This window comes from Bradyrhizobium sp. SZCCHNR1098, from assembly GCF_032489375.1.
In the GTDB taxonomy this organism is placed as follows: Bacteria; Pseudomonadota; Alphaproteobacteria; order Rhizobiales; family Xanthobacteraceae; genus Bradyrhizobium.
Genome location: NZ_JAUEXY010000009.1, coordinates 297,994 through 324,612, shown reverse-complemented (window position 1 = coordinate 324,612; position 26,619 = coordinate 297,994). Strand labels below are relative to the sequence as shown.

Below are 26,619 nucleotides of genomic sequence, written 5' to 3'. Positions count from 1 at the left end.
TCAGAGACGGCAATATCGTCGGCGGCACCGCGCGCACCGTGTCATTCCACTCCGCCAGCACCCGACGCCGCTCCGCCGCGTCGAGAATGTCGATTGCGCCAATCGGCCGACTGGGATCGTGTGCGATTGCCTCGACCAACCTCACGAGACGTTGCTGGTGACAGGCGAGATCGTTCGAGGTGTAAAGGGCGGGATTGGCGTCGAAATCAATTCGAAGCCCTTTTCCATCTCCACGGTCGTAGACGAAAATTGCGAGGTCGTCGGCCGAGCCATTGGAGAGGTTGTGAGTCGTTGCGGAATGGCCGCCGAACCGGAGGTCGTAGTCGAATGGCTCGATATTGATGACAGTGGTAAAAAGGTGCCCGTTGGTGGAAAGCAGGCTAAGGTCCCGCCTGAGGTCCTCGTATCTGTAGGACTGGTGTCGAATCGCTTCGCGGACCTGCCTTCCCACATCGCGAATGAGTGCCGTCGCGCTCATGCTCGGACTCATCGCCAAACGTAGCGGCACGGCGTTGGCAACCATGCCGGGAACACGCCGCAGCCGTCCCTTGGGCCGGGCGGCAACCGGCAGGCCAACGACCAAATCGTCAATAGCTGTCACGCGATAGAGATAGGCTGCGATCGCGGCGATCATGATCTGTGGGAGACTTGCGCCGCTGGCCTGCGCCGTTGCGCGCATCGCCTTCACGCTTCCAGCACCGAGATGGGTCGTCTGGCGGAGAAGGCCACCGACATTTTGCCTTCGCTGATCGGCAAGACTAAACGCAACCGGGCGATCGGCGAAGTGCTTCAGCCAATACTCGCGGTCGCGTGCAAATCGTTCGGAGCTCCGATACGCGGTCTCTTCTTCGAGGAGAAGCGCCAAAGGACCGAAAGTACCTTGTTCGGGAGCGCGTCCCTCGGTGAGCGCCGTGTAGATCTCGGCGACGCGCCGGGCGAAGAGCCCGCCGGTGAAACCGTCCATGACGATGTGATGGCTGCGATGATACCAGAAATAGTGATCCGCCGCGGCCTTGAACAATGCGCAGGTCCAAAGCGGCCCTGTCAGCAGATCGACCGGTTGGGTCAACTCTGCCATCATCCAGCTTTCTGCTGCCGCCCGCGGGTCAGGTTCGGAGCTAACGTCGATGAATGGAAAGGTCGTATCCAATCTGCGGGGAATCATCTGGCGAATTCCATCACTTCGCTCGATGAACCGCACTCGCACGGTTTCCGCTTCCATCCCGGCTTGCCGCAAGGCCGCCTCGAACAGCGGGGGATCAATCGGACCGTGTATCTCTATGGACTCCGCAAGATTGAATATCGAGTCCGGCGAACTGAACTTCTGCGCAAACCACATGCCCGTCTGAGCCGCGGAGAGTGGCAATACCTGTGAAGGTTCGTTGATCGCGTTCACGGCTTCCCCAACCATGTATTATGCCTTAGACGGATGATCGAGTCTGCGGCTATGCCGGATGGCTATCAGCGCGGGCTCTCGGAAGCATGTCCGTCCAGTTTGTGTCGATGTAGTCGATGCAGGCCCGGCGGCTGTTCTGTGCGTAGACCACGGACCAGCCGGCCGGATTCTCCGCAGCTGCGGGCCAGAGCGAATGTTGACCTTGGTCATTGAGCAGGACGACGAAGGTGCCGCCCTGATCATCGAAAGGGTTACTCACGTCTCGTGCTCCGATCTCGACTAGGGGATGACTTCAGTCGTGCGCCCACGATCAGGCCGCGGCTGCGTGCGCGAGGCCCACACGCGCTTCAAGCTGTCGAAGGATTTGTGTAGACACGTCAAGCTGTCCGGCCATGGCGATGGTGTTGCCGACTCGGCGCGCGGGGCCGAGGCGCTCGAGTCGCCAGCCAGCCCGCCGCAGGACTCGCTCCATACGCACGTCGACGACACAAGCGATCGTGTTTATGCCGTTCGACAAACTGAATTTCAGAACTCCGATCAGCAGATCGTAGGTCGCTTGTGATATGCCCGATTGAGTGCCGCCGGTGTTCCCGCTCACTGCAAATCGGCTGGCTTCCCACACGCGTTCTCCGCGAGGCACGGCTGCCTTGGTCACAAGGGACGCAAAGATATCGCGAAGCATATTCGGACCGGTCGTCGGCAGGAGGCGGACGCAACCGTTCAGGATGCCGTGTCTGTCCATCGAGAGCAGATAGCGAGGCCGCAAGGCGTCGTATTCGTCAACCTCAAGTTCGCCGCTTACGATGACGTCCCAACCGAGCCGGTCCTTGAAGACCGCCTTCCGAAGACGATGCATTTGATACAAACCGCTACCGCCGATGTGGCGTTCTGCATTGTCCTTCGTGACAATTCGTATCATTGGCGTCCTCGTGCCGTCCGTCAGGCTGGAGTATGACCCGGCGCCAACATCAGCTCGAGCTGTCTACCTTTGCAGGTATCCCGTGTTTGGAGACTGCCCTAGAGTCGGCGTCGGTAGCTCGCGAACATGCTGCGCTATGCACCGACGCGGCCACAACGGGTGGTGCCGACACGATAGACGGATGCGACACCAAGTGACCTCGAAGAGCGACGCTACGGAGAGCGACGCTATCAAGACGCGCATCTGCAAGCCCAGGCGCGGCCACTCCAAGGTCGCGGCGCTTCGGACCGCTCGACGAACGGCTACATGCTGATGATGTCGTACGCCAGTCCCTTGGCGACCGCCTGTTGCACGGTCGCAACTCCGAGCTTGCGCTTGGCATTCTGGGTGTGAAAGACAACCGTTCGTCGGCTGACGTTTATGATTTCCGCTGTATCCAAAGCGCTCTTTCCGCGAGCTGCCCATTGCAGGCAGACCCTCTCGCGCTGTGTCAGGTATGGGCGAGGCGATGACGTGGGCGATGGCGTTACGTCACGCAATTGCGCATACAGGTAGATCGCAATGAGATGCAGCTGATGGCGGTATTTCTCGACTTGGGATTCGAACGCCGGACGGGAATTGCCAGCCGAGAGCGTGAGTGTGGCAACTTTACCCTGGCGATCATGGATCGGAATCGTGACACCACGTCGAATGTTGAACTCGCTGGCCTCTTTTAGAAGCCCCTTCTGCCTGTTGGTCAGCCCTGCATCAAATCGATCAGCCGACCAAGCGAAGGGAAGCGTCGTTGTAACCGAGCGGGCGATCACCGGATCGATCCTGTCGTACCGATTTGCACAGTACCGCTCCACCCAGGAACTCGGATACGTCGTCATTGCCAGTGTATCGTCTTCGTCACCTCGCGGCGTGAAGCTTAGATAAGCGAAACATGGAAAGCCGTACTGATCCAAGGTCTGTCGCAATAGACGCTCGATTTCATGCGCGTTGTCGCATGTCGTCAGATTTTGAACGAATTGTTCAAATACCCTCATGTCGCACCCCCTTGCCTACGACAGCCGCGCCTTTCTTCGAGCTGATCCATAACCGATTTGGGGGATACGGCGACACTTCTGGTCCCTGTTGGTGATGTTGCCGTCGGACCATTGCGTTGGCGGTGAAGATCATCGTGACTATTGACCGTTGGTTACTTACTTGAATTCGTGCCTTCCTGAGCTGCCACCACAGCATTCATAATGGTTTATGAACGAGGATAGGCTGGATAACGACTCTCCAAGCTTCACATCCCCACCATCAGACGAATCCGAAGCTAAGGATTCCGCCGAGCTCACGGACGATGCCCTGAAGTTGATAGTACCTCGACGCATTCAGAGGTTGCAAATGAAAATTACACGACAATCAGATTTGGAACAGCATTGCTGCGAGTTCTCGTAGCTGCGTCGCAAAGCCGCAGCCTATCGAGCTGACGAAAATCCAATTTTCTTTTCAATGAGCAGATCAGGCATCAGTTTGGTGGTGCTGCTGTCGGTGCTAACGAGATGCCGCGCGCGGGCCCGGCCTTAAGCGCGCCGGGTCACTCGCGACTGGACGCGCCTTGCAAAGATGCGGCTTCCCGCTATTGTCGCGCGATCGGACGGAAGCTTCCTGGTGCTGGCACCTAATGAGCTTGGTGTGAAATGGATTTTCAGCATTTCGAAATCGATGGTCTTGTTCTCATCGTCCCCTCAAGGCGTGGTGACCATCGGGGTTTTTTTTCGGAGACCTTCCGCAAGGATGATCTGAGGGCACACGGCGTGACCGACGATCTGGTCCAGGAGAACCATGTCTTCTCCGCCGAACGCGGCGTGCTGCGCGGACTTCATTTTCAACTGCCTCCCAAAGCCCAGGGCAAGCTCGTTCGTTGCGTCGGAGGATCGATCTTGGATGTGGCCGTGGACATCCGGCGAGGATCTCCGACCTACGGACGTCATGTAGCGATCGAGCTGTCTGCGGCGAACTGGAAGCAATTATGGGTACCGTCAGGATTCGCTCATGGCTATGTGACCTTGGAAGCACCGGTCGAGGTTATTTATAAGGTGACCGACTATTGGGCCCCGGATCTCGAGCGAGGGATCGCCTGGGACGATCCGGACCTTGCAATCGATTGGCGATTAGCAGTTGAGCCCATTTTGTCTGAAAAGGATCAGCGGAATCCTCGACTCAGTTCCGTTGTCTCTCCCTTCTCCGTTTTCTCTTCCTTCGAGAATGCGCTGGGGAACGACTGAACATGCACATTCTTGTCACGGGCGGAGCAGGATTTATCGGCTCGTCGGTCTGTCGGCATTTTGTTTTTGACCTTGGCCTCAAGGTCGTTGTCGTCGACAAATTGACCTATGCCGGCAATTTGGCCTCGCTTGCGCTGGTTGCCGAGCATCCCAACTATGCGTTCGAGAGGGCCGACATCTGCGATGCCGATGCCCTGCAGAAGATTTTCATCAAGCATAGACCGACTGCAGTCGTTCATCTTGCAGCAGAAAGCCACGTCGACAGGTCGATTACGGGCGCAAATGCATTTGTCCAAACAAACGTTGTAGGCACCTTCACCCTGCTGGAGGCCACGCGCCGCCATCTCGACCATAATCCCCTGCTCGCCGATCGATTCCGGTTCATTCACGTTTCGACCGATGAAGTCTACGGCTCGCTGGGAGAGACCGGACTTTTCACCGAACTTACGCGATATGATCCGAGTTCCCCCTATTCAGCGACCAAGGCCGCGTCCGATCATCTTGCAAAGGCCTGGCACAGAACCTACGACGTGCCCGTCATTGTATCCAATTGCTCAAACAATTATGGGCCCTATCAATTTCCTGAAAAGCTCATTCCGTTGATGGTCCTCAACGCTCTGCATGGGGAGCCGTTGCCGGTGTATGGAAATGGTCTAAATGTCCGGGATTGGCTGTTTGTCGAGGATCATGCGCGCGCGCTGGGCTTGATCCTCGAGAAAGGAGTTCCAGGCGAGACCTATAATGTCGGTGGTCGCAACGAACGCTCCAACATCGAGGTGGTAAGACAAATCTGCGCATGCCTTGACGAACTGCGTGGGCCCGCACATTCGCACGACGGCTTGATCACCTATACCGAGGATCGTCCGGGTCACGATTTGCGCTACGCCATCGACGCAACAAAGCTCGAAACGGCTCTGGGTTGGCGCGCTGAGGAGACTCTGGAAAGCGGCATCAAAAAGACGGTCAGATGGTATCTCGAGCATCCCGCGTGGTGGAGGCCGCTGCGCGAAAACGTATACCGTGGCGAGCGACTAGGTCTTGGTCGACATTGAGCAGAACGATGCGTCTATATGTTATTGGGAGCGAAGGTCAGGTCGCTCGATCATTGCGGGAGGCTGCCGCAGCGAACCCCGACATCACGATCAGATGCTCCACGCGCTCCGACCTCGACCTGTTGCGCATCGAACAGATTGAAAGGGCTTTGGCGGAGTTCTCGCCAGACATCGTTGTAAATCCTGCCGCCTATACCGCTGTCGATCGTGCGGAGACGGAACCGGATCTGGCCTACTCGATCAATTCCAAGGCAGCTGGTGCGGTCGCATCAGCAGCAAGTCGATTGGATGTTCCCCTCATCCATCTGTCGACGGATTACGTTTTCGACGGCAAGAATCCGGCTCCTTACGTCGAAACCGACGCGACTTCGCCGCAGAGCGTATATGGTCGATCGAAGCTCGCCGGCGAAGTCGCGGTGGCGTCTGCCGCCGATCGTTACCTGATCTTGCGAACTTCATGGGTCTACGCGCCCTATGGCAACAATTTCGTGAAGACGGTCATGCGGCTCGCCCGGCAACGGGATCGATTGGGTATCGTCAACGACCAGATCGGCTGCCCCACTTACGCGCCCGACATCGCCGATGCCATCATTGCCGTCGCTCGGCAGATCGCGGGTTCGGGCTGGCAGTCTGGTCATGGCGGCGTCACGCATCTGGCGGGTCCTGACGAAATGAGCTGGTTCGAGTTCGCCAGACGCATCGTCCTCGACCTCGCAACGAGACGAGATTGTCCAGCCCGTGTTGAGGCGATCTCGACGAAGGACTATCCGACGGCCGCTGTTAGGCCGGCGAATTCCCGTCTGAACTGCGACAGATTGAACTCTGTCTTCGGGCTGCGCCTGCCTCACTCATCGCAATCCTTGCGGATCTGCCTCGATCGCCTGTGCGATCCCGCTCACGCCAATTTGGAGTAGATCTTGAAAGGCATCATTCTGGCTGGCGGAACCGGCACCCGCCTCTATCCCATGACGTTGGTGGTGTCCAAACAGCTCCTGCCGATTTACGACAAGCCAATGATCTACTACCCGCTAACGACATTGATGCTGGCGGGTATCAGGGACATACTGATTATATCGACACCGGGCGATCTTCCGCTATTTCAGTCCCTGCTGGGCGACGGCGGGCAATGGGGACTGACGCTATCCTATGCCGTGCAACCCAAACCTGAAGGCCTGGCTCAAGCCTACATTATCGGAGCAGATTTTGTGCGCGGCGAATCGTCAGCCTTAATCTTGGGCGACAACATCTATTTTGGCCATGGTCTGCCGGACATGCTTGTCAGGGCCGCTGGCCGCCGGTTCGGTGCGACGGTCTTTGCCTATCATGTCGCCGACCCCGAACGGTACGGCGTGGTTGGCTTCGACAGCACAGGACAAGCAACTTCGATAGAAGAGAAACCCGCAACTCCAAAATCGAACTTTGCCGTGACGGGGCTATATTTTTATGATCCCCAGGTGGTCGAAATTGCCGCCAGCATTGTTCCCTCCGCGCGAGGGGAGCTTGAGATTACCGACGTCAACAGGGTCTATTTGGAACGAGGGCTGCTCGCTGTTGAGCAAATGGGCCGCGGCTTCGCTTGGTTGGATACTGGAACACCCGACAGTCTCATGGCCGCCGCGGACTTCGTCGCGACCCTGGAGAAACGGCAAGGCTTTCGCATCGCCTGTCCGGAGGAGATCGCGTTCAAACAGGGTTTCATCGAGCAGAAGCAGCTGGAGCGGCTGGGGGCAGCGCTCGGCAAGAGCGACTACGCCAGATACGTGCAGGCTCTCGCCAAGGCAGCTGCTCTCTGATACGCGCGCGTTCCGAGATTGACGTTCGACGATTCGCGTTGATTGATGGCGCGCGCCGTGTGTTCGACAGGCCTCGGCGAGCTAGAAACGTGCTTCGCCGCAAACGTCTTGTGTCAACTTGTCCCGGAAGAGCCGTTTTGCAATCACTAGACCAGGTGTGGTGCCCTGCTGGGCTCGTCCCTTCTCATCCATGCTCTCGACGGCCCGACCCGCGGCTCGCTTGAATTACGCAAATGCCCAGTTGTCGAAGCTACGGTCGCTCGCGTGCACCGTAGCTAGGACCGTAGTTTTATAAGCCAAGGTTCGAAAACCGCTTACTATTCAATGCTCTTGATGACACCCCTTCTTCCAACGACCCGACGAGCCTCGCCGAGAAGGTCCGCCGATCCGCCCACCATCTTCCGGGGTTTCTGCTTTTGGTCGTGGGCCGGAGACCTTCTTCGGAGGGACTATGGGTGTATTTCCATCTCATCGATGGCACCTGGCTCGAGGCTAAGAACGCCCACTTCTAGGCCAATATCAGATCATGATGGATGGCTCATCATGGCACGACAATCTTCGGATCGAGCGCTACGACCGCACCTTGAGTTTAGCCGGGTCGACGCTCTTCTCTTTCGCCCACGCGGCCACGGTTGATCAAGAAATGTTCGAATAACCGAGTCGTGGTTGACGCAAGTTGACTCGCAATCGGAAGGACGCTTGATGCGGGTGCGCGGGCTATACGTCGCAATCAGCTCGTCGCAGTTCGGTTCTCGGTCAGAGAGCGAGCGGCGCTTCCGGGGCCGCACTTGCGGCTCTATCGAGGGCCGACAAGGGTCCTCGGAGGAGGCGCAGCCCAGGGAATTGTTTGTTTCGTCGCCCAAAATGGGATATATGGACCCTAGCTGTTCAGGTCTCGCGCCGAGGCCGCTTAAAGCTGCTGAATTGGTCTGCGCGCCGCAGATCGCCTGATCGACGGGACCCCAGCGCGCCGCTTGGGAAGTTCGAACATCCGAAACCCAATCAGACGAGGCCACTATGTGCGGCTTCTGCGACAATTGGCGTGCGCGAATTTCCGATAGACGACGCCGGCTCGAAAGCCTGAAATCGGCGCCCTCCCTGTACCCGATGGGCGCCTCCATTGACGCAGTCGGGGAGCTGCGACGGAAAATCGGCGTGTACGAAACATTGCTCGATCGGCCGCCTTGCGGGCCAGCCAGGACGTGAAAAACACGGCCTCCGCCCCTTTGGGCGGTGGCCGTTGCGCCGAGAACCTCCCAAGAACGATGAATCCAAGTCTGGGACTTATTCTGGGACTTTTGGACCGGAAATCCCGGATTGTTCGGGTTTTTGTTCCATTTTTGCGCTCGGTCGAGAAGCCGGAGATGGACTAAAATTCCTTTAGCTTCAATTGAGTTACGGGACCAATTTCGCTCTCAAGCCGAAGCCGAGCCCGATATCTGGAATACTAGACGCAGCTGATGCCCCAGGCCCGATGAAGACGCAAACCTCGACCCGCCTGCTATTGGGTTGCGGGTTTTTGAGATTTCGGCGCCATGCGACTCTAGGCCTTACTACTCTGGTGTGTCCATCTTCGCCCTTTGCGCGGCGGGTTTTGGCGATAGCGCTCGTCTTGTCGGAGCCGACTGGAATATCGGAGGCGAGATGGTGGCGTGATCGTCGTCTCGGCCTTTGAACCGCCAACCGTCGTTGCCGGTCTCGACGATGTCGCAGTGATGGGTCAGCCGGCCAAGCAGCGCGGTTATCATCTTGGCGTCGCCGAACACGCTGAGCCATTCGCCGAAAGCAAGATTGGTGGTGATAATTACGGAGGCGTGCTCGTAGCAGCGCCCGAGAAAGGGAGCAGCGTCAAGCCGAGACCTACTTACTGCTAATTGGCTCGTCGACCGACGTCGTGCGCCGCCCCTCAGAATTCGACCACCGCTACAGGGTGAACGAACGTGGAAGCTCGTGAGGCGACGCCACGAAAAACGTCAATGTTCTCCGAGACCTTCGAGCAAGCAGGCCCGCTCATAACGGTCTGGTTGCAGGTTCGAGTCCTGCCGGGCCCACCAGCGATCTCAATGAACGGCTTGTGTGATTTTGCCATTGCGGGCTCGGCGCACCAGATACGTCCACTTTTCGTTCGTGCGGAAACACTGCCAAGTTCGGCGTCCGATGGCTCACAACGGCGACGTGCTGCCGTGGAGCTGGAAGCCGGCCGATCATGTCAAGATCTGAGGCCATGTGCAGCGGCCGGACGCTTACATCGGGCGTCTCTTCGCCTTCTTATTCGACATGATCGTCTCCTCTGTTCGATACTACACGGCTGCACATGAGCGGTCGACAACATAGCATTGGTCCGGCTTCCGTCGTGATCTCGCGGTGATGACATCTGGTGGTCCATCCGGGAGTCCGTGCTCAGCCCCGCCTGCCAAGCGGGCGCACATGTCCTCGTCAGGATCGCGGGGCAACACAGACACAATAGCGCGCTCGACCTCTCAATCGAGTTGTCATCGCCGGCAAGATAGCGTGCTCTCCGCATCCGCTTCGATCCACCAAACGTCTCTCCGCCGATCTGCGGAAACTCAGCCAATCTTCTGTCGTCGCACTGTCTGCGAGACGGCGCTCGCCAGAGCGGCGAGCGCCGTCGGGTTGTTCAAATTCTGCTCAGCCGCGGGCTCGTCGCTCCGTGCGTCGCAGAAACATCGCGCGGCGAATCCACCCGCATCGCCACGCCCTTGGGAATCGGGGAGGTCTTCACTACAACCATTCTCGCCCGAAATCGAACACCCCACCCTTTGCAGATCAATTACTTAGCTCGCCAAAAAATCGCAAATCCCGATCTTCGAGCGCGAATCCGCGAACTCGGGCTAGCTGTTCGCAGCGCAGGTTGCTCGCGATGAATCGCATAGCGAAGCTGGACGACGCTGCGAGCGCGCGCCTCTCGCCCGCTCTGCCAAATCTTCGTTGTTCATCGCCGGCCGTGGCCGCCGCCAAGGCCGGGAGGACTGCCGCCGCCCAGGCCGGGAGGACCGCCGCCGCCAAGGCCGGGAGGACCGCCACCGCCAAGGCCGGGAGGACCGCCGCCGCCAAGGCCGGGAGGACCGCCACCGCCAAGGCCGGGAGGACCGCCACCGCCCAGCCCGGGAGGACCGCCGCCCGGCACAGTAGCGCCACCGCCCGGGACGTCCGAGCCGCCGGGCGTCGCGCCCGGAGTTTGCTCGGATCTCGTACCTTGGATCGAGTCACCCGGAAATTTGTTGACGGATTGGATGGATTCAACCCGCAAGCCACGGGAACTGTCAAAGGTGGCGTTCACGACCACGCGGGCATTACCTGAGGATGCGAAGCGACTATTGTCATGCGCGACATAGCCCGAGCCGAATTGCAGATAGTTGCCGACGCGGCGGACATAGCCTTCGATCGACAGACGGTTCGCGCCGAAGAAATCAGAGAGGTCGTCAGCCCTTATGCGCGAGATCTGCATCACGCCTTGCGTAACGCGGCCCTCAGCCTGAACACGTTGTCCGACGAGTGCGGCATCGGCGCCGTTGAGTCGCAACCCGCCTATTCGCAGGCCGCCGCGATCGCGTTCGAGTGGTCCGGAAACCCGCGTTGTCGCGTTAAGGCGTTGCTCGACCAGGCTTGAGACGATCACGCCGTCGATGCGGCGCACCCCGAAGACCGCGACATTGGCGCCCGGATGGCGCCAGCTTTCGTGGCCGGCCGCTATGATCCGCTGGCCCAGCACGGTCATCTCGCCGTCCCTGACGCTTTCGATCGGCCCCATAACCTCACTGACCACGTTGACGCCGCGGGTGATCAGCGAACCGTTCGCCTGCGGCAGCGCCAGCACCCGGGCCAGATGTCCGATCTTGAGCGCCTTCGCCGATACCGGTTCGCCATCGATCCGCACCGGGACGTTCGGCGCATAGCTGATGCGTTGGCCGTTGACGAAAATGCTGCCGAAACGCTGAATGACGCCAACAATGCCGGTGCCGCCGATGCCCTGATCGTGGCCACGCGTGATACCGGTGCCGCCGATACCCTGATCGCTGCCGCGGCGCACCTGTGCCCAGGCGGAGGACGATCCGGCAAGCCAGAGTCCCATAAGCAACGAGCGGCGCGAGATGACGGGCTGCTTGGTCATGACGAGCCGCCTTCGTCAGCATCACCATTCGCCGCGTCGTCCGGACCTTCGCTGTAAATGTAGATGCCGAAATTCCAGCGGTGGTCGCCGCCCTTGTCCCTGGCGAGCGCGCGGTTTGCTTCCCGGTTGGCGATCTTCAGGGCGTCCATGGCCAGTTCGCGCGAACGCCCTTCGAGACGTTTTGCGAGCTTGGCCGAAAGGCCGTCATAGTGCACCGCGCGTTCGAGGAAACGGGGTGCTGGCCCGGATACGTTTTCGGCGGCTGCCGCGATATGATCATGCAGGTTACGGCCGAGATAGTGCCATTTGCGCTCGTCATCGCCGCGCGGAACGAAGCCAGTATCCACCAACACGATCTCTTCATCGCCGTTGATGGTCACGAGCTCGCGGTCCAGCCATTCATCCAGCACTGCGCGCGGGCGGACATCCTTCGTGATCGAACTGACGAGCTGCTCGAACGAGGGCGCATCGCCACTGGCCATGCGCGGCAAGGGCAGCGGATCGCCGTTCGCGTCCGTGAACTCCGGAGCGGCGAGCCAGCGTGCCATGATCGCGCTGGTCAGCGACAGAGTGGCAGGCGTTTCATTGACCGGCGCACCGGCGCCGCGCAGCCGCGCAACCTCCTTGCGGTGAATTCCGGTGAGCAGACTCACGCGGCTGTCGGTCTGCTCCTTTCCCTCCAGGGCAAAGTCGTGCTCGGCAACATTGACGAAGAGTTCTCGCAACAGCTGAGCCAGCTCAGGAAATGTCATTCCGCCGCGGATGCATAGCCGCACCAGCGGGCGCAGCAGGCGCGCCAAGGGCGCGCGCAGGCTCGCCGCCGCAATCGGCTGATGCGAAGCCGACTTCGATCTCCGGGATTTGGCGTTCATGGCGAAATTGTAGCGGCGAGTCCCGTGGGATACAATCCCACTTTTCCGTCGAGATCAATTGACGTGTGAAATTTTCCCACATATAAGGGAGGCGCTCAGTCATGGAGAGTTCGGCCATGCTCGCTCCCTCTCGGCGCCTCTCGGTGCTTCACATCTTCAATGACTGCTATCCCGACCTGTTCGGCGGAGCCCCGTCGGTGATCCGCGACATATGCGCAGGACTGAAAGACGCGTTCACCGCCTGCGTGCTGGTCTGCTCCAAGTCGAACGGGCAACGGCGCATCGTCGTGAACGGCGTAACGATCGAGCGCGTGCGCTCGTTCGGCGATGTAGGTTCGCTTCCGGCCGCGCCGACTTATCCGCTGCGGTTGTGGCGCCAGGTCGCCGATCACGATCTGCTCGCGCTTCATGCACCGTTTTCGCTCGCCGATCTCATGCTCGCCCTGGGGTTGGGCCGCGATCGACCTTTGGTCGTGCACTACCATGCGGACATCGTTTCGCATGCCGGACTGAGGTGGTTTATGAAACCGCTGTTGCGCCGGACGCTGCGGCAGGCGGACGCAATCATCGTGTCCAATGCCATTCTGCTTTACAGCAGCCCGCTGCTGCAGGAATTCGCTGAGAAATGTCACGTCGTTCCGTTCGGCGTCGATGCCTCGAAGTACGATTGGCCGGAGCCGCGCGACAATGACGCTGCCGAACGCGATCGTGGACGGCTCGTGCTGGCTTGCGGGCAACTCGTCCCCTACAAGGGCTTCGATGTGCTGGTGCGAGCGGCGGTCGGCCACCGCTTTGAGGTCTGGATCATCGGCGAGGGTCCAGAACGGGCACGGCTTGAACGAATGATTCATAGCCTCGGCGTCGCGGATCGCGTCCGCCTGCTCGGCTCCGCTCCGAAGGCCAAACTCGCCAGTCTCATGTGTACAGCGGACGTCTTTGTCCTGCCGTCCGTGACCAATGCGGAAACGTTTGGCATCGCTCAACTGGAAGCGATGGCGGCGGGACGGCCGATCATCAATACATGGCTTGACACGGCCGTTCCACGCGTTGCGCGCCACGGCATCGAGGCCATCACCGTTCCACCCGGCAATCATGTTCGGTTGGCGGAAGCGATCGAAACATTGCTCCGCGATCCGGAGCGGCGCTGGCGCATGGGCCATGCCGCCCGGCTTCGCGCAACGACGCAATATTCCGTCGACGCCTTCGGGAAAGGAATCGAAACTGTCTATCGCCATGCCGTGATGACCAAGGCATCAAGCCGGTCGACCCTGGCTTCACGCCCCGAAACAATCGGAACGGGTCCGGAAAATCGACATTGCTGAGACTGATTGTGCTGAAACTCGTCGCGCAGGCTCAGCTCGCGATCACGATCCGTGAATAGTCAGGAAGGAGCTACTTATGTACTCGCAAAGCATACCTCTCGTAGAGAATGCGTGGGACGGGCCTGCGCGCGATCCAAACGCCCGATTCGATCCGCGGATTGGAAAGCCCATGAAACCGCCTGGCCGTTCTCCTCGCCCCTCCGGCCTCAAGGACGACAATATCGCGAGCGACCGGCCGTCGATTGGCAGGCGAACACTCCACACCCTTGCCCGGCTCGTTATTGCAGTTCTCATCGGTATCGGCGCCACCCTTGCCTGGCAGTCCTACGGTAACGCAGCAAGGGACAAGGTGGTGGCCCGGGCTCCATCGCTGGGCTGGTTGTTATCCGTCTCGACGACGAAGTCGCCAGCCATTGCTGCAACTGTCCCGGACCCGATGCAGCAGCTTGAGCCCCTGGCGTTCAATCTCGATGTCGTGCGGCGCAGCGTCGAGCAACTCACCGCCAAGCAAGAACAGATGACCCAGAGCATTGCGACGCTGCAAGCTGTAGCAGACGACATCAGACAGAGAATGTCAACAACCCCGCCTTCGTCGCTGTCCCAGCAGCAGGCGGCCCCGATCCCGCAGCATAAACCCTCGCAACCCAGGGCACAGTCAGCGGCTGTGCAGTCGTCAGTGCCTCGTCCGCTGCCCTCTGCCGGACCACCCCTGCTCTCGCGCTGATGGCCCAGATTGCCGGCGGGCTTTTTTATTGATGGGACGTAGACGCGCGCGGCATGACGGTGCGTAAGCTGCGCCTCAAGTCACGTATCGTGAATTTGTCGATACCCGCTTCCTTGATCACGCGATTGACCATCGTGTTGAAGTCGGACATTTGGCGTCCGGACTTCATAAGCCTGCGAAACTGCTGGAGAATCGACGTTCAACGGCGGCCCCACGGCCTACTACCTTCCGCCTATGAGAGCCTGGCAGAGCTGATGCTGTAATCGCTCCCGATGCTTGCAGCGCGACTGCACATCTGGGGCTTGGCGCGCACGTGCCACAACAAAGAAATATGCGGAGGGAACTGATGAATTTCACGAGCAGGAGATTCTTGGCTGGCATCTCGACGGTTGCCTTCCTCGTCGCCGGCACGCTTGGCGTCCGCGCCAACGACTCGGCGCTGAAGGCCGCCGGCGCGCCCGGGGCCTGGGCGATGGCGGGCCATGATTACGGCAACACCCGGTTCAGCCCGCTCAAGGAGATCAACACCGAGAACGCCGGCAAGCTGTCGCTGGTCTATTCGTTCTCGCTGGCCTCGCTACGCTCGAACGAGGCCTCGCCGATCGTGATCGGCAACACGCTCTACGTCTCGACGTCGTGGGGGCCGAAATACGTCTATGCGCTTGATGCCGCGACCGGCGCGCGCAAATGGACCTATGAGCCGGACATTCCGGACGATACGCTGCAATATGCCTGCTGCGACGTGAACAGCCGCGGCATCTCCTATGCCGACGGCAAGCTGTTCGTCGGCCGGCTCGACGGCAAGCTGACCGCGCTCGATGCCGCCACCGGCAAGGAGCTCTGGACGTCCAAGGTGGTCGACTACAAGCAGGGCTCGGTGATCACCTCGCCGCCGCTGGTCGTGCGCGACAAGGTCATCACCGGCTTCGGCGGCGGCGAGTACGGCGTGCGCGGCTCGCTGCAGGCCTACGACATCAACTCCGGCAAAATGGTCTGGCAGACCTATACCGTGCCTGCGCCCGGCGAGCCCGGCAGCGAGACCTGGAAGGGCGACACCGGCCTGCATGGCGGCGGCGCGGCCTGGCTGGTCGGCTCCTACGATCCGAAGAGCGACACGGTCTATTGGGGCACCAGCAACCCCGGTCCTTGGAACACCGCTGTGCGCTCGACCGGCAATGGCGATTTCGGCAAGCTGACCAATCTGTATACGGCGTCCACGCTGGCGCTCGATCCGAACACCGGCAAGATCAAGTGGCACATCCAGACGACGCCTGCCGATGCCTGGGACTATGACGGCGTCAACGAGGCTATTCTCGCCGATCTCAAGGTTGGCGGTGCGGCTGTCCCGACGCTGATGAAGGCCGATCGCAACGGCTTCTTCTTCGTGGCCAACCGCGAGACCGGCAAGGTGATCTCGGCCGAGAAGTACGTCTTCGCCAACTGGGCGCAGAAATGGGACATCTCGACGTTGCGCGCGGTCGAGGATCCGGACAAACGGCCGGGCCCTGGACATCCCGTCAAGGACGTCTGCCCGAACCTGATCGGCGGCAAGAACTGGCAGCCGATGTCGTACAATCCGGACACCGGGCTGGTCTACATCCCGGCGAACAATGTCTGCATGGACTGGTCGGTCAGCGACGTCTCGTACAAGCGCGGTGTGTTCTATCTCGGTGCGGAATTCCCGACCAAGGAAGGCCCCGGCGGGTTCCTCGGTGAGCTCATTGCCTGGGATCCCGTGAACAACAAGAAGGTGTGGTCGATCCAGGAAGACCTTCCGTTCAACGGAGGCACGCTCAGCACCGCCGGCGGCCTGGTGTTCTCCGGCAATCTGCACGGCGACTTCCGCGCCATCGACGCCAAGACCGGCAAGATCCTGTGGAAGAAGAATCTCGGCTCCGGCATCGGCGCCGGTCCGGTGACCTATTCGGTGGACGGCAAGCAGTACGTTGCCGTCGTCGTCGGCCGCACCGCCTCGATCCCGGCCTTCCTGGGCGAGATCGGCAAGAAGATGACGAACGCGGCTCCCGAAGGCGGCGCCCTGTTCGTGTTCGCGGTTCAATAGCCGCAACGCTCGCGACGGATGCGCGTGTCCCCGGACGCGGGACACGCGCGCCGCTCAGCCAACCCGCATCAAGCGGAGGAAGATGGCTCGGCCGCGAGGGACCGAGCCGCTCCATACCAACAAGATAACAAGATCGAGGGATCGAGGATGCGCCTGAATCGCCGTCAGACTGGCTCGAAGTGGCGGGCCGCCGCCGAACTGTCGGCACGTGCGACGACTCTCGCCGCCTTGATGGCCTCTACCCTGTTGGCATCGTCGGCGGCGGGCCTGGCCAACGAGGCAGAGCCGCTGCGGCTCTGTGCGGATCCGACCAATCTTCCATTCTCGAGCGACAATCCAACGCAGCCGGGATTCTACCTCGAGGTCGGCCAGGCGCTGTCACAGCAGCTCGGACGGCCCGTGACGTATGACTGGTACAAATCCTATTTCGGCAAGCGAACCGTGCGCGTGACGCTGCTCGGCAAGCAGTGCGACGCGATGATCGGCCTGCCGCTGTCCTCGGATTTCATGGGACCGACGGTGATCTTCTCGAAGAAGATCGCGACCGAGACCTACGCGCTTGTCAGCCGCGGAACGCTCGTCGTCCACAGCATCGACGACCTCCGAGGCAAGCGCGTCGCTGTGCAATACCAGACCACGCCGCAAAATCTGCTGGCCCAGCGCGATGACATCGAGAAGGTGACGGTGCTGACGCCGAACGAGGGCATGGTGGCGCTGGCACAGGGCAAGGCCGACGTAGCCTTCGTCTGGGGACCGGTTGCAGGCTGGCTGAACAAGACGACCTACGAGAGCAGCTTCCGGATCCAGCCGGTCGAAGGCGACGGTCTGTCCTGGGATGCCGCGATCGGCTTTGCCAAGGGCTCCACGCAGTTGCGCGATCAGATCGACGTCGCCTTGCCGCAGCTCGCACCGCTGATAGCCGAGCTGGCTGGCAAATACGGGCTGCCGAGCGAACCACCGATCAGGCTCGGCGCCCTGCCTGGCCCAATCAAGCTGGCCTCGCTGGCCGGCCCTGCTCAGCTTCTCCGCCAGCCGGTCGCCGAGGCGGCCGTGATCAGGGTTTCGGACTCGGCTGCTGCGAGCGATTCCAAGACCGAGGCGGTCAGCGCCGGCAAGGAGATCTTCAACGGCACCTGCGCGCATTGTCATGGACCGGACGCCGTGCAGGCGGAACGGAAGATCGACCTGCGGCGGCTGCAGACCCGTTATGGCGAGGATATGCGCGACAAGTTTTGGACCACCGTGCATGAAGGCCGTCCGTCCAAGGGCATGCCGGCCTGGAAGGAGGTCTTTACCGACGAGCAGTTCGAGAGCATCTATGCGTTCCTGCGGACCGTGCAGTCGTCCGAAACGGCCAATTGAAGGAGGCGGACACCGGCCGCTCGATCTGCCGGATCACCCGGCGCGTACAGGGGGCAAGTGAGGGGGCGGACATGACGCGCTTTCTGATCATCGACGATCATCCGCTGTTTCGCGAAGCCCTCGGCAATGCGGTGCGTCTGGCGCATCCTGACGCCGAGATCTTCGAGGCGCTGTCGATTGCCGATGCGCTCAACACCCTCGCGCTAGAACCCGACATCGACCTGGCGCTGCTCGACCTGACGCTGCCCGATGCCGTGGGCTTCTCGGGATTCCTGCGGCTTCGTGCCACGCATCCCCGGCTTCCGGTCGCGATCGTCTCGAGTGATGAAGACCCCAACGTCGTGCGCGAGGCGCTTTCGCTCGGCGCCGCCGGCTATCTGCCGAAGTCGACCTCGAAGCGTGAGCTGACGTCCGCGATCGAGCGCGTGCTCAGCGGCTCGATCTCGGTCCCGAAGGACTTCGTGCCCGTCGCCGAGCGCCACGGCAACGGCTCCGCCCGCGCGCTGCAGGCGCGCCTCGAGGAGCTGACCCCGCAACAGCTTCGCGTCCTCGACCTGATCAGGCGTGGCTATCAGAACCGGGAAATCGCGGGCGAGCTTCAACTCGCGGAGTCGACCGTCAAGGCGCACATCACGGAGATCCTGAGAAAACTCCGCCTGTTCAGCCGCAACAAGGCCGTTATCGAGATCGGCAAGATCGCGCTGCCCGTTCCGGCCGACCGCCAGGGATCGCGCAACGCCTCGCGCAGAAAGCACCCGTAGCGCTATTGCTGCGCTGCAGGAGGTCACGGCCGCCGCAGGCGTCGCACCGTTGATGGCGTCTTGGTCGTTGATTGAGGCCGACCGACGCGCTATCGCTGATGCTCCGGCCCTGACGTTCTTCCGAAGACGCAGCGCGCGCACTGGTTTGAATGTCAGATCCGCGACAATGAACAAACCGGATCTCCGATCCGGCCGGGGGGTGACAGGCACGTGGCTCGATTGCTCATCGTCGAGGACCATCCGCTGTTTCGCGAGGCGCTGGAGAGCGCGATCCGCGCCGCTCTGGCTGATGCCGAGATGCGCGAGGCAACATCCATCGACATGGCCGTCGATCTTCTGTCATCGCCTCCGAGATTCGACCTGATCCTGCTCGACCTCTCAACACCCGGAACGACCGGGCTCTCCGGCGTGATCCGCATTCGCAAGACCGCGCCGCGCACACCGATCCTGGTGGTTTCCGCGCATCAGGACCCGCGCCTCGTCGCCCATGTTCTCGCGCTGGGTGTTTCCGGCTACATCTCGAAATCAACCTCGAAGCAGCAACTGGCCGACGCGATCAAGGCGGTGCTGCGCGGCGAGGTCCACGTCGAAGGTGGCTCCCTCTGCGCCGGCGTGCGCCGTGGCCGACTTCCCGCTCAAGATCTCCTGAAGCGTCTTCACGAGCTGACGCCGCAGCAGCTGCGCGTGCTCGACCTGATCCGCCGCGGACTGCAGAACAAGCAGATCGCCTTCGAGCTCGGGATCTGCGAGACGACGGTGAAGGTCCACGTCTCTGAGATCCTGCGAAAGCTCCGCGTGATGAGCCGGACCAAGGCCATCATCGAGATGGAAAAGATCGACTTCGTGAACCTCATCAGTGGGCCACGCATGCCGGCGCGGGCGAGCGGCGTTGACGCGCTCATGACAGCAGGAACGACAACAGCGCGCGAAGCTCCGCAGGCCTGACCGGCTTGGTCAGGATCTCGAGCCCGTATTGGCTCGCTTCCCTGGCTGCATCTTCGGAATAGTCAGCGGTGACGATCATGGCCGCAACATCTCGGCTGAGGAATTGCCGGATGTCCCGGATGGCGGCAAGCCCGCTCTCGTCGCCATCCAGGTGAAGATCGGCGATGATCGCCTCGGGGGCCGCCCCGAGCGCACTCAGGCGCCGCAGCGCGTCCTTCGACGAGACCGTGGCCACGACGTCGCAGCCCCATTTTTCCAGCAGACCGACCATGGCATCGGCGGTGGCCAGGTCGTTTTCGATCAACAGGATCTTGGCGCCTTCGAGCCCGCCATAATCGTGCTCGACGTGCTCAGCAGGATGCGGATCCGGCGGTACGGCTGCCGGGTCTGCCCGGTCGAGCGCGAGCTTGAATGTGGATCCATGGCCAACCCGCGAAGCCAGCCTGACCTCATGGTCCAATGCATTGGCGAAGCGACGGACGATCGACAGGCCGAGCCCAAAGCCGGCCTGGTCCTCGGCGCTCGAATGACCGCGCTGGAATTCGAGGAAGATCGCTTCCTGCTGCGGCTTGGGAATGCCAGGGCCGGTATCGTAGACCTCGATGCGAACCCGGCCAGCCCCCGGTCCGCGCCGGCATCCCATGACGACGCCGCCTCGCCGCGTGTAGCGCAGAGCGTTCGCGAGGAGATTCTGCAAGATGCGCCGCAGCATCATAGCATCCGAGACCACCGCGACCGAGCAGGGACAAATGCGCAAGGACAACCCGCGTTTGGCCGCGATCGGGGCGAATTCGCGTTCGAGCGGCTCGAACAGGCTCGAGATCAGAACGGGCCTCACGTCGGGCCGCAGGGCTCCGGCATCGAGCTTGGCAATCTCCAGCAGGGACCGCAGCAGATCTTCCAGCATGGCCAGCGAATGGTCGACCTGGCCGACCATGGCTGTGCCACGATCGGACGAGACTTCGTCCGCCAAGGTCGACAGCGTCAGCCGCGCCGCGTTGAGTGGCTGAAGCAGATCATGCGTGACGGAGATGAGAACCGAGGATTTCAGGGAGCTGGCCGCTTCGGCCTGCTGCTTGGCGCGAAACAGGTCCTTGTTGGCCGTTTCGATCGAACGCAGCGCATCGCGCAGCTGCCGCGTCCGCTCGCGCACCTGCTGATCGAGTGCGATCGCCGTTTCGAACAGTGAGAACGCATTGAACTGCTGGTCCATCGAGCGCTCGACCCGGGACATCAGTGCGGCATTGATCTTCCTGAGCTTGGCCGCCTCGCGCTGCAGGTCTTCCGGAGACCCGACAACAGTCATTGCTGCGCCCCTGGACGCTTGCCGATCGCGACGCCGGTCAACGTCTGATTGACGTGCATTGAACCGTACTGCTCACCATAGGTATGGAACCCGACGATCCGGTTATCGCGATAGAGCTCGGACATTTCCCGCGCGAACTGATGCTGCTCAGCGTCGAGACGACGGAGGATGCACTCGAAACCGATGAAGATCGAGACCTCGCCGATGTCGTCTCGAACCTCGGCCAGCATCTCGCGGGCGGCGGCCACGGAGTTGCGCGACCTTGCCGCCGTCAGCACCATTCCTTCGTCGATCGCGCAGAAGAACCGCAGCGAGCCGTCAGGGCTGACGCGCTGAATCGAGCGCGCGAAATAGGAGCCGCCGACGCGCACCAGCACCGGATGGGCTGCAAACAGGAATGGGTCGAGCTCGGAATCCGCGATGCCCACCGCGCGGCAATATTCCTCCGCCGCCGGCTCGGCATTGAGCTGCTTGACGATACGCTGTTCGAGATCGGCCTCCGTCACCACCATCTTGGTCGAGGTCGGCTCGAAATTGTCACATTTGAACAGCCGGAACGGCAATGACGTCCTGATCAGGATCAGCACCGCCATGTCCGTATGCGCTTTGCCGTCGTGAAAGACCCAGGTGCGCTCGAAGCGCAGACCATCGCCGGCCGACCCGCCGACCAAGGGGATATTGTCGAGCGACGCATAGATCGCCGACATGATCGCCTCTTCGCGCTGGCACATGCCGTCGATCAGGACGAGCCCGAACACGCCGTCATCGTCGCGACCGCCGTGCCGCGACAGATCCTGCCTCAACTGGACGCCAAGGCGGCGGCCCTCGTCGACGCGGAAGCCCGACAGCCCGAAGATGGGCTGTGCGAATACCGTGAAATCATCGGCGGCAAAGCCGAGAGCGACGACGCTGTTGTCGTCCCAGCCATCGGGCGACAGCTCTCCAGCCGTCGTACAACCATACACGGGGATGTCTGCGAGACGGGTCGTCACTTCCGCCATGAACGCGTTTGGGTCGTAGTGGGGCGACAGGAAGATCAGCACCATGGCCAAGCCGTCAGCCGGCAACTGGCCGCAGATGTCGGCCGCCGCGGCGGCCTCCGTCGCAGCCTTCGACTTCGCCGCAATCACGCCAGACGGACGCGCGGGCCGAGGATCGGCGTCTCCCACCGGGCACCTCCCAGAACGACACTTGGGTTTCGTGTTGGTGATCGTTCGTTTTTTTAGAAGATTAAGCCAATTGAGCAGCAACGGCAACTGCGCGGCTTGATCCAGAACAAGGACTTGGGCCGGGCTGTCGTCAGATCATCTGCACCGATCTGCTCACCGGCCTGGCCGCGGGGCTGGCCCGCGCCCGCTCCGGATCAAAAGGGAAGGATTCGCATGCTCCGCCGCATCGCTCTTGTCGTTGTTCTCGCAAGTCTGGCGTCGAGCGCCCAGGCGCTGGATGGAGATCCCGTCGCTGGGAAGGGCATCTTCCAGCGCATCTGCCAGAATTGCCACTCTGCCGAGATAGGCATCAACAAGGTCGGCCCGAGCCTCTGGAACATCGTCGGACGGCAACCGGCGGCTGTACCGGACTACGCCTACTCCGAGGGCATGAAAAAAAACAACGCGCCTTGGACCACGACCGCGCTGGATGCCTATATCGCCGATCCGCGCGGGGACGTTCACGGCGTCAAGATGTATTTCAAGGGATTGGCGGACGCGAAGGAGCGGGCCGACGTCGTCGCCTATCTGTCGACGCTGAAATAGCGCAGCCGGGGAAGCTTACGCTACCGCAAGGCCTCCTTGCGTTAACTGCACTCGTCACAGAATCTGTACTCTGCTCTCCACGTCGACCCGCAAAAGGCGGCTGTTGCGGGGGCAACACTCTCACGTTTTCCTGCTTCCCGCGTCAGAACGCGGTTCGCCAGACTGCGGCCACTGGTATGCGATCGATCCCTGTCCGCCGACTGCTTCCGGATTAATATCTCAGGCCGGCACAACGGCGTCGCCGCCGATGGCACGGTCATTGTCGGCACCGACATCAATCCATCCGGCAACACCGAGACGATCATGCGCTGCAAGTGGCGGAAGGTCGTTATCTGACGGGTGAGTTTGACTGACACTCCCTCAGTTAGACTGGGCGGGACTTCCCTCCCAATAGCGAAGCTCAGCCGCTTGTGTGCAGGATGGCTCTACGGCCCAGGCAAGCCTCCAGCCGGTCGTTTCTTGAGGACTCAGCGTTTGCCAGCTCTCGGAAAATGCATTGTGTACCAATGATGGCTTCCGGACAACACGAGGTGGCCCCCCTGATTGCTAAGTGATCTTAAGGTTCTCTAGGGAATCGAACCCCTGTTTCAGCCTAGAGAGGATGTTGCCCCCGACGGGCCGCACCAGTCTCGCACCAGAAACGATCCGAACAAACCGCAACGAACTCAATCGAAATCGAACGAGAACGCAGCAAAATCGACGAAGCCGATCGATACCTTGCCGCTCATCCCGCGCGGCGCACTGCGCCCAGGTCGTGCATCGATCATGTCCCTCTGAATGAGGAGAGCGCGCGAGGAAGCGCCGGACCTCGGCTGAGGCCCGGATCGCGATCTGCGATGGCGCAGCGGAACGCAGGGACACTCAACAATGAGCCGGGCCTGCTTTGTCCTTCAGGATCTCGCGGGCCGCGATCGCGATACGCCGGCACAGAGCCAACGCGGTCTCCCTGTCCTTCACATGGAAGATCTCGTCGCTGATCAGGCGGTCGGCGAGCCAGGCGCGGAAGGCCTGCTCGCTGTCCGCCGTGAACGTGCCGTCCTCATAGACGAATCCACTGAGGGGCCCCTCGATCACGTAATCCGTCTCATCGGCATGTTGCGAGGACCGCGCGCATTGCGCCCAGACGCGGCCTTCCTCGTCGACGACGGCCAGCACGCCGTCATCGCGCTGTTCGACTTTCATTCCTACCTCCGCAGCGCGAGAACAAAGGCGAGCCTTCTCCACGTCATTGTGAGCGCAGCGACGCAATCCAGAGTCTTTCCGTAGAGGCAGTCTGGATTGCTTCGTCACTGACACTCCTCGCAATGACGGAGGAGAGGTGGTGCGCTCTCTGTCCGCCCCGAGCCTGCCGCCTGCCCCCGGTCCGCGTGCTGCACGATACGGCCGCCGCCGGATCGCTAGCCCTGCCGCGGACAGTTGATCTCCTTGTAGACGGCGTCGGCGAACGCCTTGATGCCGGTGTTGATGCGCAAGGGCGAGGTCAGCGTCTGATAGGTGACGATGCCGCGCGTGATCGACAGCACCTTGTAGCTCTCGGCGATCTTCGTCTTGTAGCACTTGCCGACCTGGATGGCGTCCTCTGTCAATGGCATGCTGTCTCCCGTCGCATTGGCGTCCCGGACCTCACATCAAGAATCACGCCAGCGGCACGGTAGCTCGCGCCGCGGCCGGGACCGGCGGCCCGCGATCGACGGCCTTGAGCGCGTCGAGACATGCCAACAGCGCCTGCTGACCGTCGGCAACCGCCTCCTCAGCGTGGGCGCCGATGCCGATGACCCCGGGAATGTCAGGGAAGGTGACGAGAAAGCCGCCGCCATCCTCGGCGCCGAGCGCCGTGACCTCATAGGCATAGACGCGGGAATCGCTCATCGCGCCGCCTCGTCCATTCCGTCGATCATCGCCACGAAGGCCCGGACATGCGGCGGCCTGATCCTCGCCTTCAGCGGGATCGTCACGCAATTCGGGACCGCGGGATGCAGGAACACCTCGTGGGTGCCGGTGATCTTGCGAAACTTGATCGCGTATTGCGAGGCGATGATCTCGAAATCGACCGGCTTCCAGTCGCCGCCCGGACTAGCCCGCAGCGCATCGATGCGGCGCGACTGCGTCCGGCCCTGTCGGCTTTCCGACGCGTCGCCGGGCGTCGCTACGCCGTTGTCCCTCGCGGCGTCGTCCGTTGTGGCGCCGCGCCCCTCGGGAAGCACCAGTTGCAGGAAAGCCGCGATGAAGTCACCGACCGTGTCGCTGCGATGCGCCAGGCGCCAGTTCTGCGACAGCACGAGGCTGGCGCCGCTCGCTGCATTGTGGCGCGCAACGAGTTCGTCCATCATGGTCAGGACCCTGACGACGCTTAGATTGTAGGGCTCCTGGGTGAACTTCCGCGCGAGGTCGACGCGCTCCCGCCTGAGGCTCGCGTTCTCGATGAGCCAATCGATAATCGTGGCAGCCCAGAGCTCCCGGGCATTGCGCGACTCAGACATGGACCGTTCTCCAGGCACGCGGTCTCGACCAGCAAGCCGCGCGAGCGGCGAACCGACCGACCGAGATCACAATCCGACGGCATCGCCACACCGCATGCGCGTCGGACGTTCAACCGCTCGCGGAGATCGATACAAGACTTATGCCATGGGAAAGCAGGACATCAGGGGCCATCACGACGGCGCGTTCCGACCCAGCGGGGCGCAGGGGAGGTCTCGTCAGCCGGCTAGCCGTCACGCCAGATCGCCTGCGCGATCTGGCGCGCAGACGATCTCGTGTCAGAGGATCAATCGGCCGATCTCACCACCACGGGCCGCGCCAAGGAGCACCCAACCATGATAGCGGTGCCGCCAATATGGACGGGCATCGTATGGACGACCGTAGTACGGCCCGCAGCCGACGCCGACATAGCCGTAGAGAGCTGCGGCCGCCCGTTCTCCTTCTCCGGCAGGAGACGGACAAATCTCCGCATCGCGGAACGTTCCGGGAGAAACGCACGACGGCTGGGATCACCCTCGCCGCTTGCGGCCCTGCCCGGCCGCGGCCTGCTTGCGCAGACCCTGGGCCGCGCTGCCGACGATCTCGGAAATCTGCATCAGTTGCTTGGCGAGCGGGCTGGTCTTGCGCCAGACCATGCCGACCGTGCGCTGCGGCTGCGGATCGGCGAAGCGCGCCAGCGACACCGACGCCGAGCGCGTCTCGACGCCGACCGCCATCTCCGGAATCAACGTCACGCCCATGCCGGCGCCCACCATCTGCACCAGGGTCGACAGCGAGGAGGCATCGAGCATCTCGCGCGGCGCCTGCATGTTGCAGAACGACAGCGCCTGGTCGCGAAAGCAGTGCCCCTCCTCCAGCAACAGCAGCCGCATCTCGCGCAGCATCTCGCTGCTCGGCACCGCCGCGCCTTCATATTCCGGCGGCCGCACCAGCAGGAAGTTCTCCGCGAACAGCGCGACCTCAGTCAGTGACGGCTCCGAGACCGGCAGCGCGACGATGGCGGCATCGAGGCGGCCCTCGACCAGCTCCTCGATCAAGGTCGGCGTCTTGGACTCGCGGACGTGGATGTCGATCTCGGGATGTTTGCGCGTCAGGCTCCCGATCACCTTGGGCAGCAGATAAGGCGCAATCGTCGGGATCATGCCGAGCCGGAGCCGGCCGGTGAGCTTGTCGCGCGAGGCGCGGGCGAAGTCGCCGAGCTCATCGACCGAGCGCAGGATCTCGCGCACGCGCTCGGCGAGTTGCTCGCCGAACCGGGTCAGCACGACCTGGCGGGCGTTGCGCTCCAGCAGCACGCCGCCGAGCGCCTCCTCCATCTCCTTGATCTGCATCGACAGCGCCGGCTGCGAGATCGCGCAGGCCTCGGCGGCGCGGCCGAAATGCCCCAGACGCGCCAGCGCGTCGAAATAGCGAAGCTGCCGCATCGTCAAATGTATCATCAGATTATCTTATCGATCAGCGCCGCGAAGTCAATTTTCCTGAC

Annotated in this window: 24 protein-coding genes and 1 pseudogene; 11 read left to right on the top strand and 14 right to left on the bottom strand. The window is 61.7% G+C overall.

The annotated features are described in order from the left end of the window. From QX135_RS20975 to QX135_RS20960, 4 genes are all read right to left on the bottom strand, one after another. Positions 1 to 1,396, bottom strand: a 1,396-nt coding sequence (locus tag QX135_RS20975) for a condensation domain-containing protein (protein WP_316234261.1), incomplete at its 3' end; no start/stop codon positions are given. Between the two features lie 49 nt (positions 1,397 to 1,445). Then, entirely contained in the window at positions 1,446 to 1,655 is a 210-nt protein-coding gene (locus QX135_RS20970) for an MbtH family protein (RefSeq protein ID WP_316179700.1), read from the bottom strand. Positions 1,656 to 1,706: 51 nt separating this feature from the next. Continuing rightward, positions 1,707 to 2,315, bottom strand: coding sequence for an acyl-homoserine-lactone synthase (locus QX135_RS20965; RefSeq protein ID WP_316179702.1), 609 nt, complete (start codon positions 2,313 to 2,315; stop codon positions 1,707 to 1,709). Between the two features lie 302 nt (positions 2,316 to 2,617). Beyond that, positions 2,618 to 3,343: a LuxR family transcriptional regulator gene (locus QX135_RS20960; protein WP_315774297.1), complete on the bottom strand. Its 726-nt coding sequence runs from the start codon at positions 3,341 to 3,343 to the stop codon at positions 2,618 to 2,620. A 642-nt stretch (positions 3,344 to 3,985) separates the two neighbouring features. On the opposite strand from QX135_RS20960, the gene rfbC reads away from it, so the two are divergent. Genes rfbC through rfbA form a run of 4 tightly spaced genes read left to right on the top strand, consistent with a single transcriptional unit; the run spans position 3,986 to position 7,418 of the window. Beyond that, complete coding sequence (gene rfbC, locus QX135_RS20955) at positions 3,986 to 4,573, top strand: dTDP-4-dehydrorhamnose 3,5-epimerase (RefSeq protein ID WP_316179705.1); 588 nt, start codon at positions 3,986 to 3,988, stop codon at positions 4,571 to 4,573. A 2-nt stretch (positions 4,574 to 4,575) separates the two neighbouring features. Continuing rightward, positions 4,576 to 5,625: a dTDP-glucose 4,6-dehydratase gene (gene rfbB, locus QX135_RS20950; RefSeq protein WP_316163089.1), complete on the top strand. Its 1,050-nt coding sequence runs from the start codon at positions 4,576 to 4,578 to the stop codon at positions 5,623 to 5,625. A gap of 8 nt (positions 5,626 to 5,633) precedes the next feature. Continuing rightward, positions 5,634 to 6,539 (top strand): dTDP-4-dehydrorhamnose reductase, encoded by a 906-nt coding sequence (rfbD, locus tag QX135_RS20945; RefSeq protein ID WP_315798234.1) that lies wholly within the window; start codon positions 5,634 to 5,636, stop codon positions 6,537 to 6,539. Between the two features lie 3 nt (positions 6,540 to 6,542). Continuing rightward, positions 6,543 to 7,418: a glucose-1-phosphate thymidylyltransferase RfbA gene (gene rfbA, locus QX135_RS20940; protein ID WP_315733691.1), complete on the top strand. Its 876-nt coding sequence runs from the start codon at positions 6,543 to 6,545 to the stop codon at positions 7,416 to 7,418. A gap of 1,553 nt (positions 7,419 to 8,971) precedes the next feature. On the opposite strand, the pseudogene QX135_RS32450 reads toward rfbA, so the two are convergent. From QX135_RS32450 to QX135_RS20925, 3 genes and pseudogenes are all read right to left on the bottom strand, one after another. Beyond that, positions 8,972 to 9,223 (bottom strand): annotated as a pseudogene (locus QX135_RS32450) (ATP-binding protein); the annotation flags it as partial. A 1,148-nt stretch (positions 9,224 to 10,371) separates the two neighbouring features. Next, positions 10,372 to 11,550 carry a hypothetical protein gene (locus QX135_RS20930; RefSeq protein ID WP_316234260.1) on the bottom strand — a complete coding sequence of 393 codons (1,179 nt, stop codon included), beginning with the start codon at positions 11,548 to 11,550 and terminating at the stop codon, positions 10,372 to 10,374. Then, positions 11,547 to 12,422: a DUF6502 family protein gene (locus tag QX135_RS20925; RefSeq protein WP_315714183.1), complete on the bottom strand. Its 876-nt coding sequence runs from the start codon at positions 12,420 to 12,422 to the stop codon at positions 11,547 to 11,549. Before QX135_RS20925 ends, QX135_RS20930 begins: the two co-directional genes overlap by 4 nt. A 101-nt stretch (positions 12,423 to 12,523) precedes the next feature. Here QX135_RS20925 and QX135_RS20920 point away from each other — a divergent pair, with 101 nt between their 5' ends. The 6 genes from QX135_RS20920 (at position 12,524) to QX135_RS20895 (ending at position 19,598) form a co-directional block, all read left to right on the top strand. Beyond that, positions 12,524 to 13,744: a glycosyltransferase gene (locus tag QX135_RS20920; protein ID WP_316179711.1), complete on the top strand. Its 1,221-nt coding sequence runs from the start codon at positions 12,524 to 12,526 to the stop codon at positions 13,742 to 13,744. Positions 13,745 to 13,913: 169 nt separating this feature from the next. Beyond that, positions 13,914 to 14,468 (top strand): hypothetical protein, encoded by a 555-nt coding sequence (locus tag QX135_RS20915; RefSeq protein ID WP_316163091.1) that lies wholly within the window; start codon positions 13,914 to 13,916, stop codon positions 14,466 to 14,468. 370 nt (positions 14,469 to 14,838) lie between these two features. Beyond that, the gene (locus QX135_RS20910; protein ID WP_410052048.1) at positions 14,839 to 16,530 is read left to right on the top strand and encodes a PQQ-dependent methanol/ethanol family dehydrogenase; all 1,692 of its coding nucleotides are present in this window, start codon (positions 14,839 to 14,841) and stop codon (positions 16,528 to 16,530) included. 147 nt (positions 16,531 to 16,677) lie between these two features. Continuing rightward, positions 16,678 to 17,892, top strand: coding sequence for a c-type cytochrome (locus tag QX135_RS20905; protein ID WP_316179715.1), 1,215 nt, complete (start codon positions 16,678 to 16,680; stop codon positions 17,890 to 17,892). A gap of 71 nt (positions 17,893 to 17,963) precedes the next feature. Beyond that, a complete protein-coding gene (locus tag QX135_RS20900) occupies positions 17,964 to 18,653 on the top strand; it encodes a response regulator transcription factor (protein WP_316179717.1) in 690 nt (229 codons plus the stop codon). A 210-nt stretch (positions 18,654 to 18,863) separates the two neighbouring features. After that, positions 18,864 to 19,598, top strand: a complete 735-nt coding sequence (locus tag QX135_RS20895; protein WP_315785566.1) for a response regulator transcription factor — start codon at positions 18,864 to 18,866, stop codon at positions 19,596 to 19,598. Here the strand turns inward: QX135_RS20895 and QX135_RS20890 are convergent. Together QX135_RS20890 and QX135_RS20885 are read right to left on the bottom strand one after the other, a co-directional pair. Then, on the bottom strand, positions 19,552 to 20,904 hold the full coding sequence (locus tag QX135_RS20890) for an ATP-binding protein (protein ID WP_316179719.1): 1,353 nt from the start codon (positions 20,902 to 20,904) through the stop codon (positions 19,552 to 19,554). The two genes, QX135_RS20895 and QX135_RS20890, sit on opposite strands and share 47 nt — an antisense overlap. After that, the gene (locus QX135_RS20885; RefSeq protein ID WP_315785564.1) at positions 20,901 to 22,073 is read right to left on the bottom strand and encodes an FIST N-terminal domain-containing protein; all 1,173 of its coding nucleotides are present in this window, start codon (positions 22,071 to 22,073) and stop codon (positions 20,901 to 20,903) included. The genes QX135_RS20890 and QX135_RS20885 overlap by 4 nt, the downstream gene beginning before the upstream one ends. Positions 22,074 to 22,286: 213 nt before the next feature. Between QX135_RS20885 and QX135_RS20880 the strand changes: the two genes are divergently transcribed. Beyond that, positions 22,287 to 22,658 carry a c-type cytochrome gene (locus tag QX135_RS20880; protein ID WP_315785562.1) on the top strand — a complete coding sequence of 124 codons (372 nt, stop codon included), beginning with the start codon at positions 22,287 to 22,289 and terminating at the stop codon, positions 22,656 to 22,658. An 861-nt stretch (positions 22,659 to 23,519) separates the two neighbouring features. On the opposite strand, the gene QX135_RS20875 is transcribed toward QX135_RS20880, so the two are convergent. From QX135_RS20875 to QX135_RS20855, 5 genes are all read right to left on the bottom strand, one after another. Beyond that, a complete protein-coding gene (locus tag QX135_RS20875; RefSeq protein WP_315733716.1) occupies positions 23,520 to 23,840 on the bottom strand; it encodes a hypothetical protein in 321 nt (106 codons plus the stop codon). 215 nt (positions 23,841 to 24,055) lie between these two features. Beyond that, positions 24,056 to 24,250 (bottom strand): hypothetical protein, encoded by a 195-nt coding sequence (locus QX135_RS20870; RefSeq protein ID WP_315733718.1) that lies wholly within the window; start codon positions 24,248 to 24,250, stop codon positions 24,056 to 24,058. Positions 24,251 to 24,293: 43 nt separating this feature from the next. Continuing rightward, positions 24,294 to 24,527: a type II toxin-antitoxin system HicB family antitoxin gene (locus tag QX135_RS20865; RefSeq protein ID WP_315733720.1), complete on the bottom strand. Its 234-nt coding sequence runs from the start codon at positions 24,525 to 24,527 to the stop codon at positions 24,294 to 24,296. Then, positions 24,524 to 25,138, bottom strand: coding sequence for a hypothetical protein (locus QX135_RS20860; RefSeq protein WP_315733722.1), 615 nt, complete (start codon positions 25,136 to 25,138; stop codon positions 24,524 to 24,526). The genes QX135_RS20865 and QX135_RS20860 overlap by 4 nt, the downstream gene beginning before the upstream one ends. Before the next feature lie 507 nt (positions 25,139 to 25,645). After that, on the bottom strand, positions 25,646 to 26,575 hold the full coding sequence (locus QX135_RS20855; RefSeq protein ID WP_315778462.1) for a hydrogen peroxide-inducible genes activator: 930 nt from the start codon (positions 26,573 to 26,575) through the stop codon (positions 25,646 to 25,648). Positions 26,576 to 26,619: the final 44 nt, after the last annotated feature.

Bases quoted from the DNA above. Each gene is read 5' to 3' on its own strand.
- rfbD (WP_315798234.1), top strand. From the start codon at position 5,634: ATGCGTCTATATGTTATTGGGAGCGAAGGTCAGGTCGCTCGATCATTG.
- QX135_RS20965 (WP_316179702.1), bottom strand. From the start codon at position 2,315: ATGATACGAATTGTCACGAAGGACAATGCAGAACGCCACATCGGCGGT.
- QX135_RS20860 (WP_315733722.1), bottom strand. From the start codon at position 25,138: ATGTCTGAGTCGCGCAATGCCCGGGAGCTCTGGGCTGCCACGATTATC.
- QX135_RS20920 (WP_316179711.1), top strand. From the start codon at position 12,524: ATGGAGAGTTCGGCCATGCTCGCTCCCTCTCGGCGCCTCTCGGTGCTT.
- QX135_RS20960 (WP_315774297.1), bottom strand. From the start codon at position 3,343: ATGAGGGTATTTGAACAATTCGTTCAAAATCTGACGACATGCGACAAC.
- QX135_RS20905 (WP_316179715.1), top strand. From the start codon at position 16,678: ATGCGCCTGAATCGCCGTCAGACTGGCTCGAAGTGGCGGGCCGCCGCC.
- QX135_RS20900 (WP_316179717.1), top strand. From the start codon at position 17,964: ATGACGCGCTTTCTGATCATCGACGATCATCCGCTGTTTCGCGAAGCC.
- rfbC (WP_316179705.1), top strand. From the start codon at position 3,986: ATGGATTTTCAGCATTTCGAAATCGATGGTCTTGTTCTCATCGTCCCC.
- QX135_RS20855 (WP_315778462.1), bottom strand. From the start codon at position 26,575: ATGATACATTTGACGATGCGGCAGCTTCGCTATTTCGACGCGCTGGCG.
- QX135_RS20870 (WP_315733718.1), bottom strand. From the start codon at position 24,250: ATGCCATTGACAGAGGACGCCATCCAGGTCGGCAAGTGCTACAAGACG.
- QX135_RS20875 (WP_315733716.1), bottom strand. From the start codon at position 23,840: ATGAAAGTCGAACAGCGCGATGACGGCGTGCTGGCCGTCGTCGACGAG.
- QX135_RS20880 (WP_315785562.1), top strand. From the start codon at position 22,287: ATGCTCCGCCGCATCGCTCTTGTCGTTGTTCTCGCAAGTCTGGCGTCG.
- QX135_RS20890 (WP_316179719.1), bottom strand. From the start codon at position 20,904: ATGACTGTTGTCGGGTCTCCGGAAGACCTGCAGCGCGAGGCGGCCAAG.
- rfbB (WP_316163089.1), top strand. From the start codon at position 4,576: ATGCACATTCTTGTCACGGGCGGAGCAGGATTTATCGGCTCGTCGGTC.
- QX135_RS20925 (WP_315714183.1), bottom strand. From the start codon at position 12,422: ATGAACGCCAAATCCCGGAGATCGAAGTCGGCTTCGCATCAGCCGATT.
- QX135_RS20865 (WP_315733720.1), bottom strand. From the start codon at position 24,527: ATGAGCGATTCCCGCGTCTATGCCTATGAGGTCACGGCGCTCGGCGCC.
- QX135_RS20930 (WP_316234260.1), bottom strand. From the start codon at position 11,550: ATGACCAAGCAGCCCGTCATCTCGCGCCGCTCGTTGCTTATGGGACTC.
- QX135_RS20915 (WP_316163091.1), top strand. From the start codon at position 13,914: ATGAAACCGCCTGGCCGTTCTCCTCGCCCCTCCGGCCTCAAGGACGAC.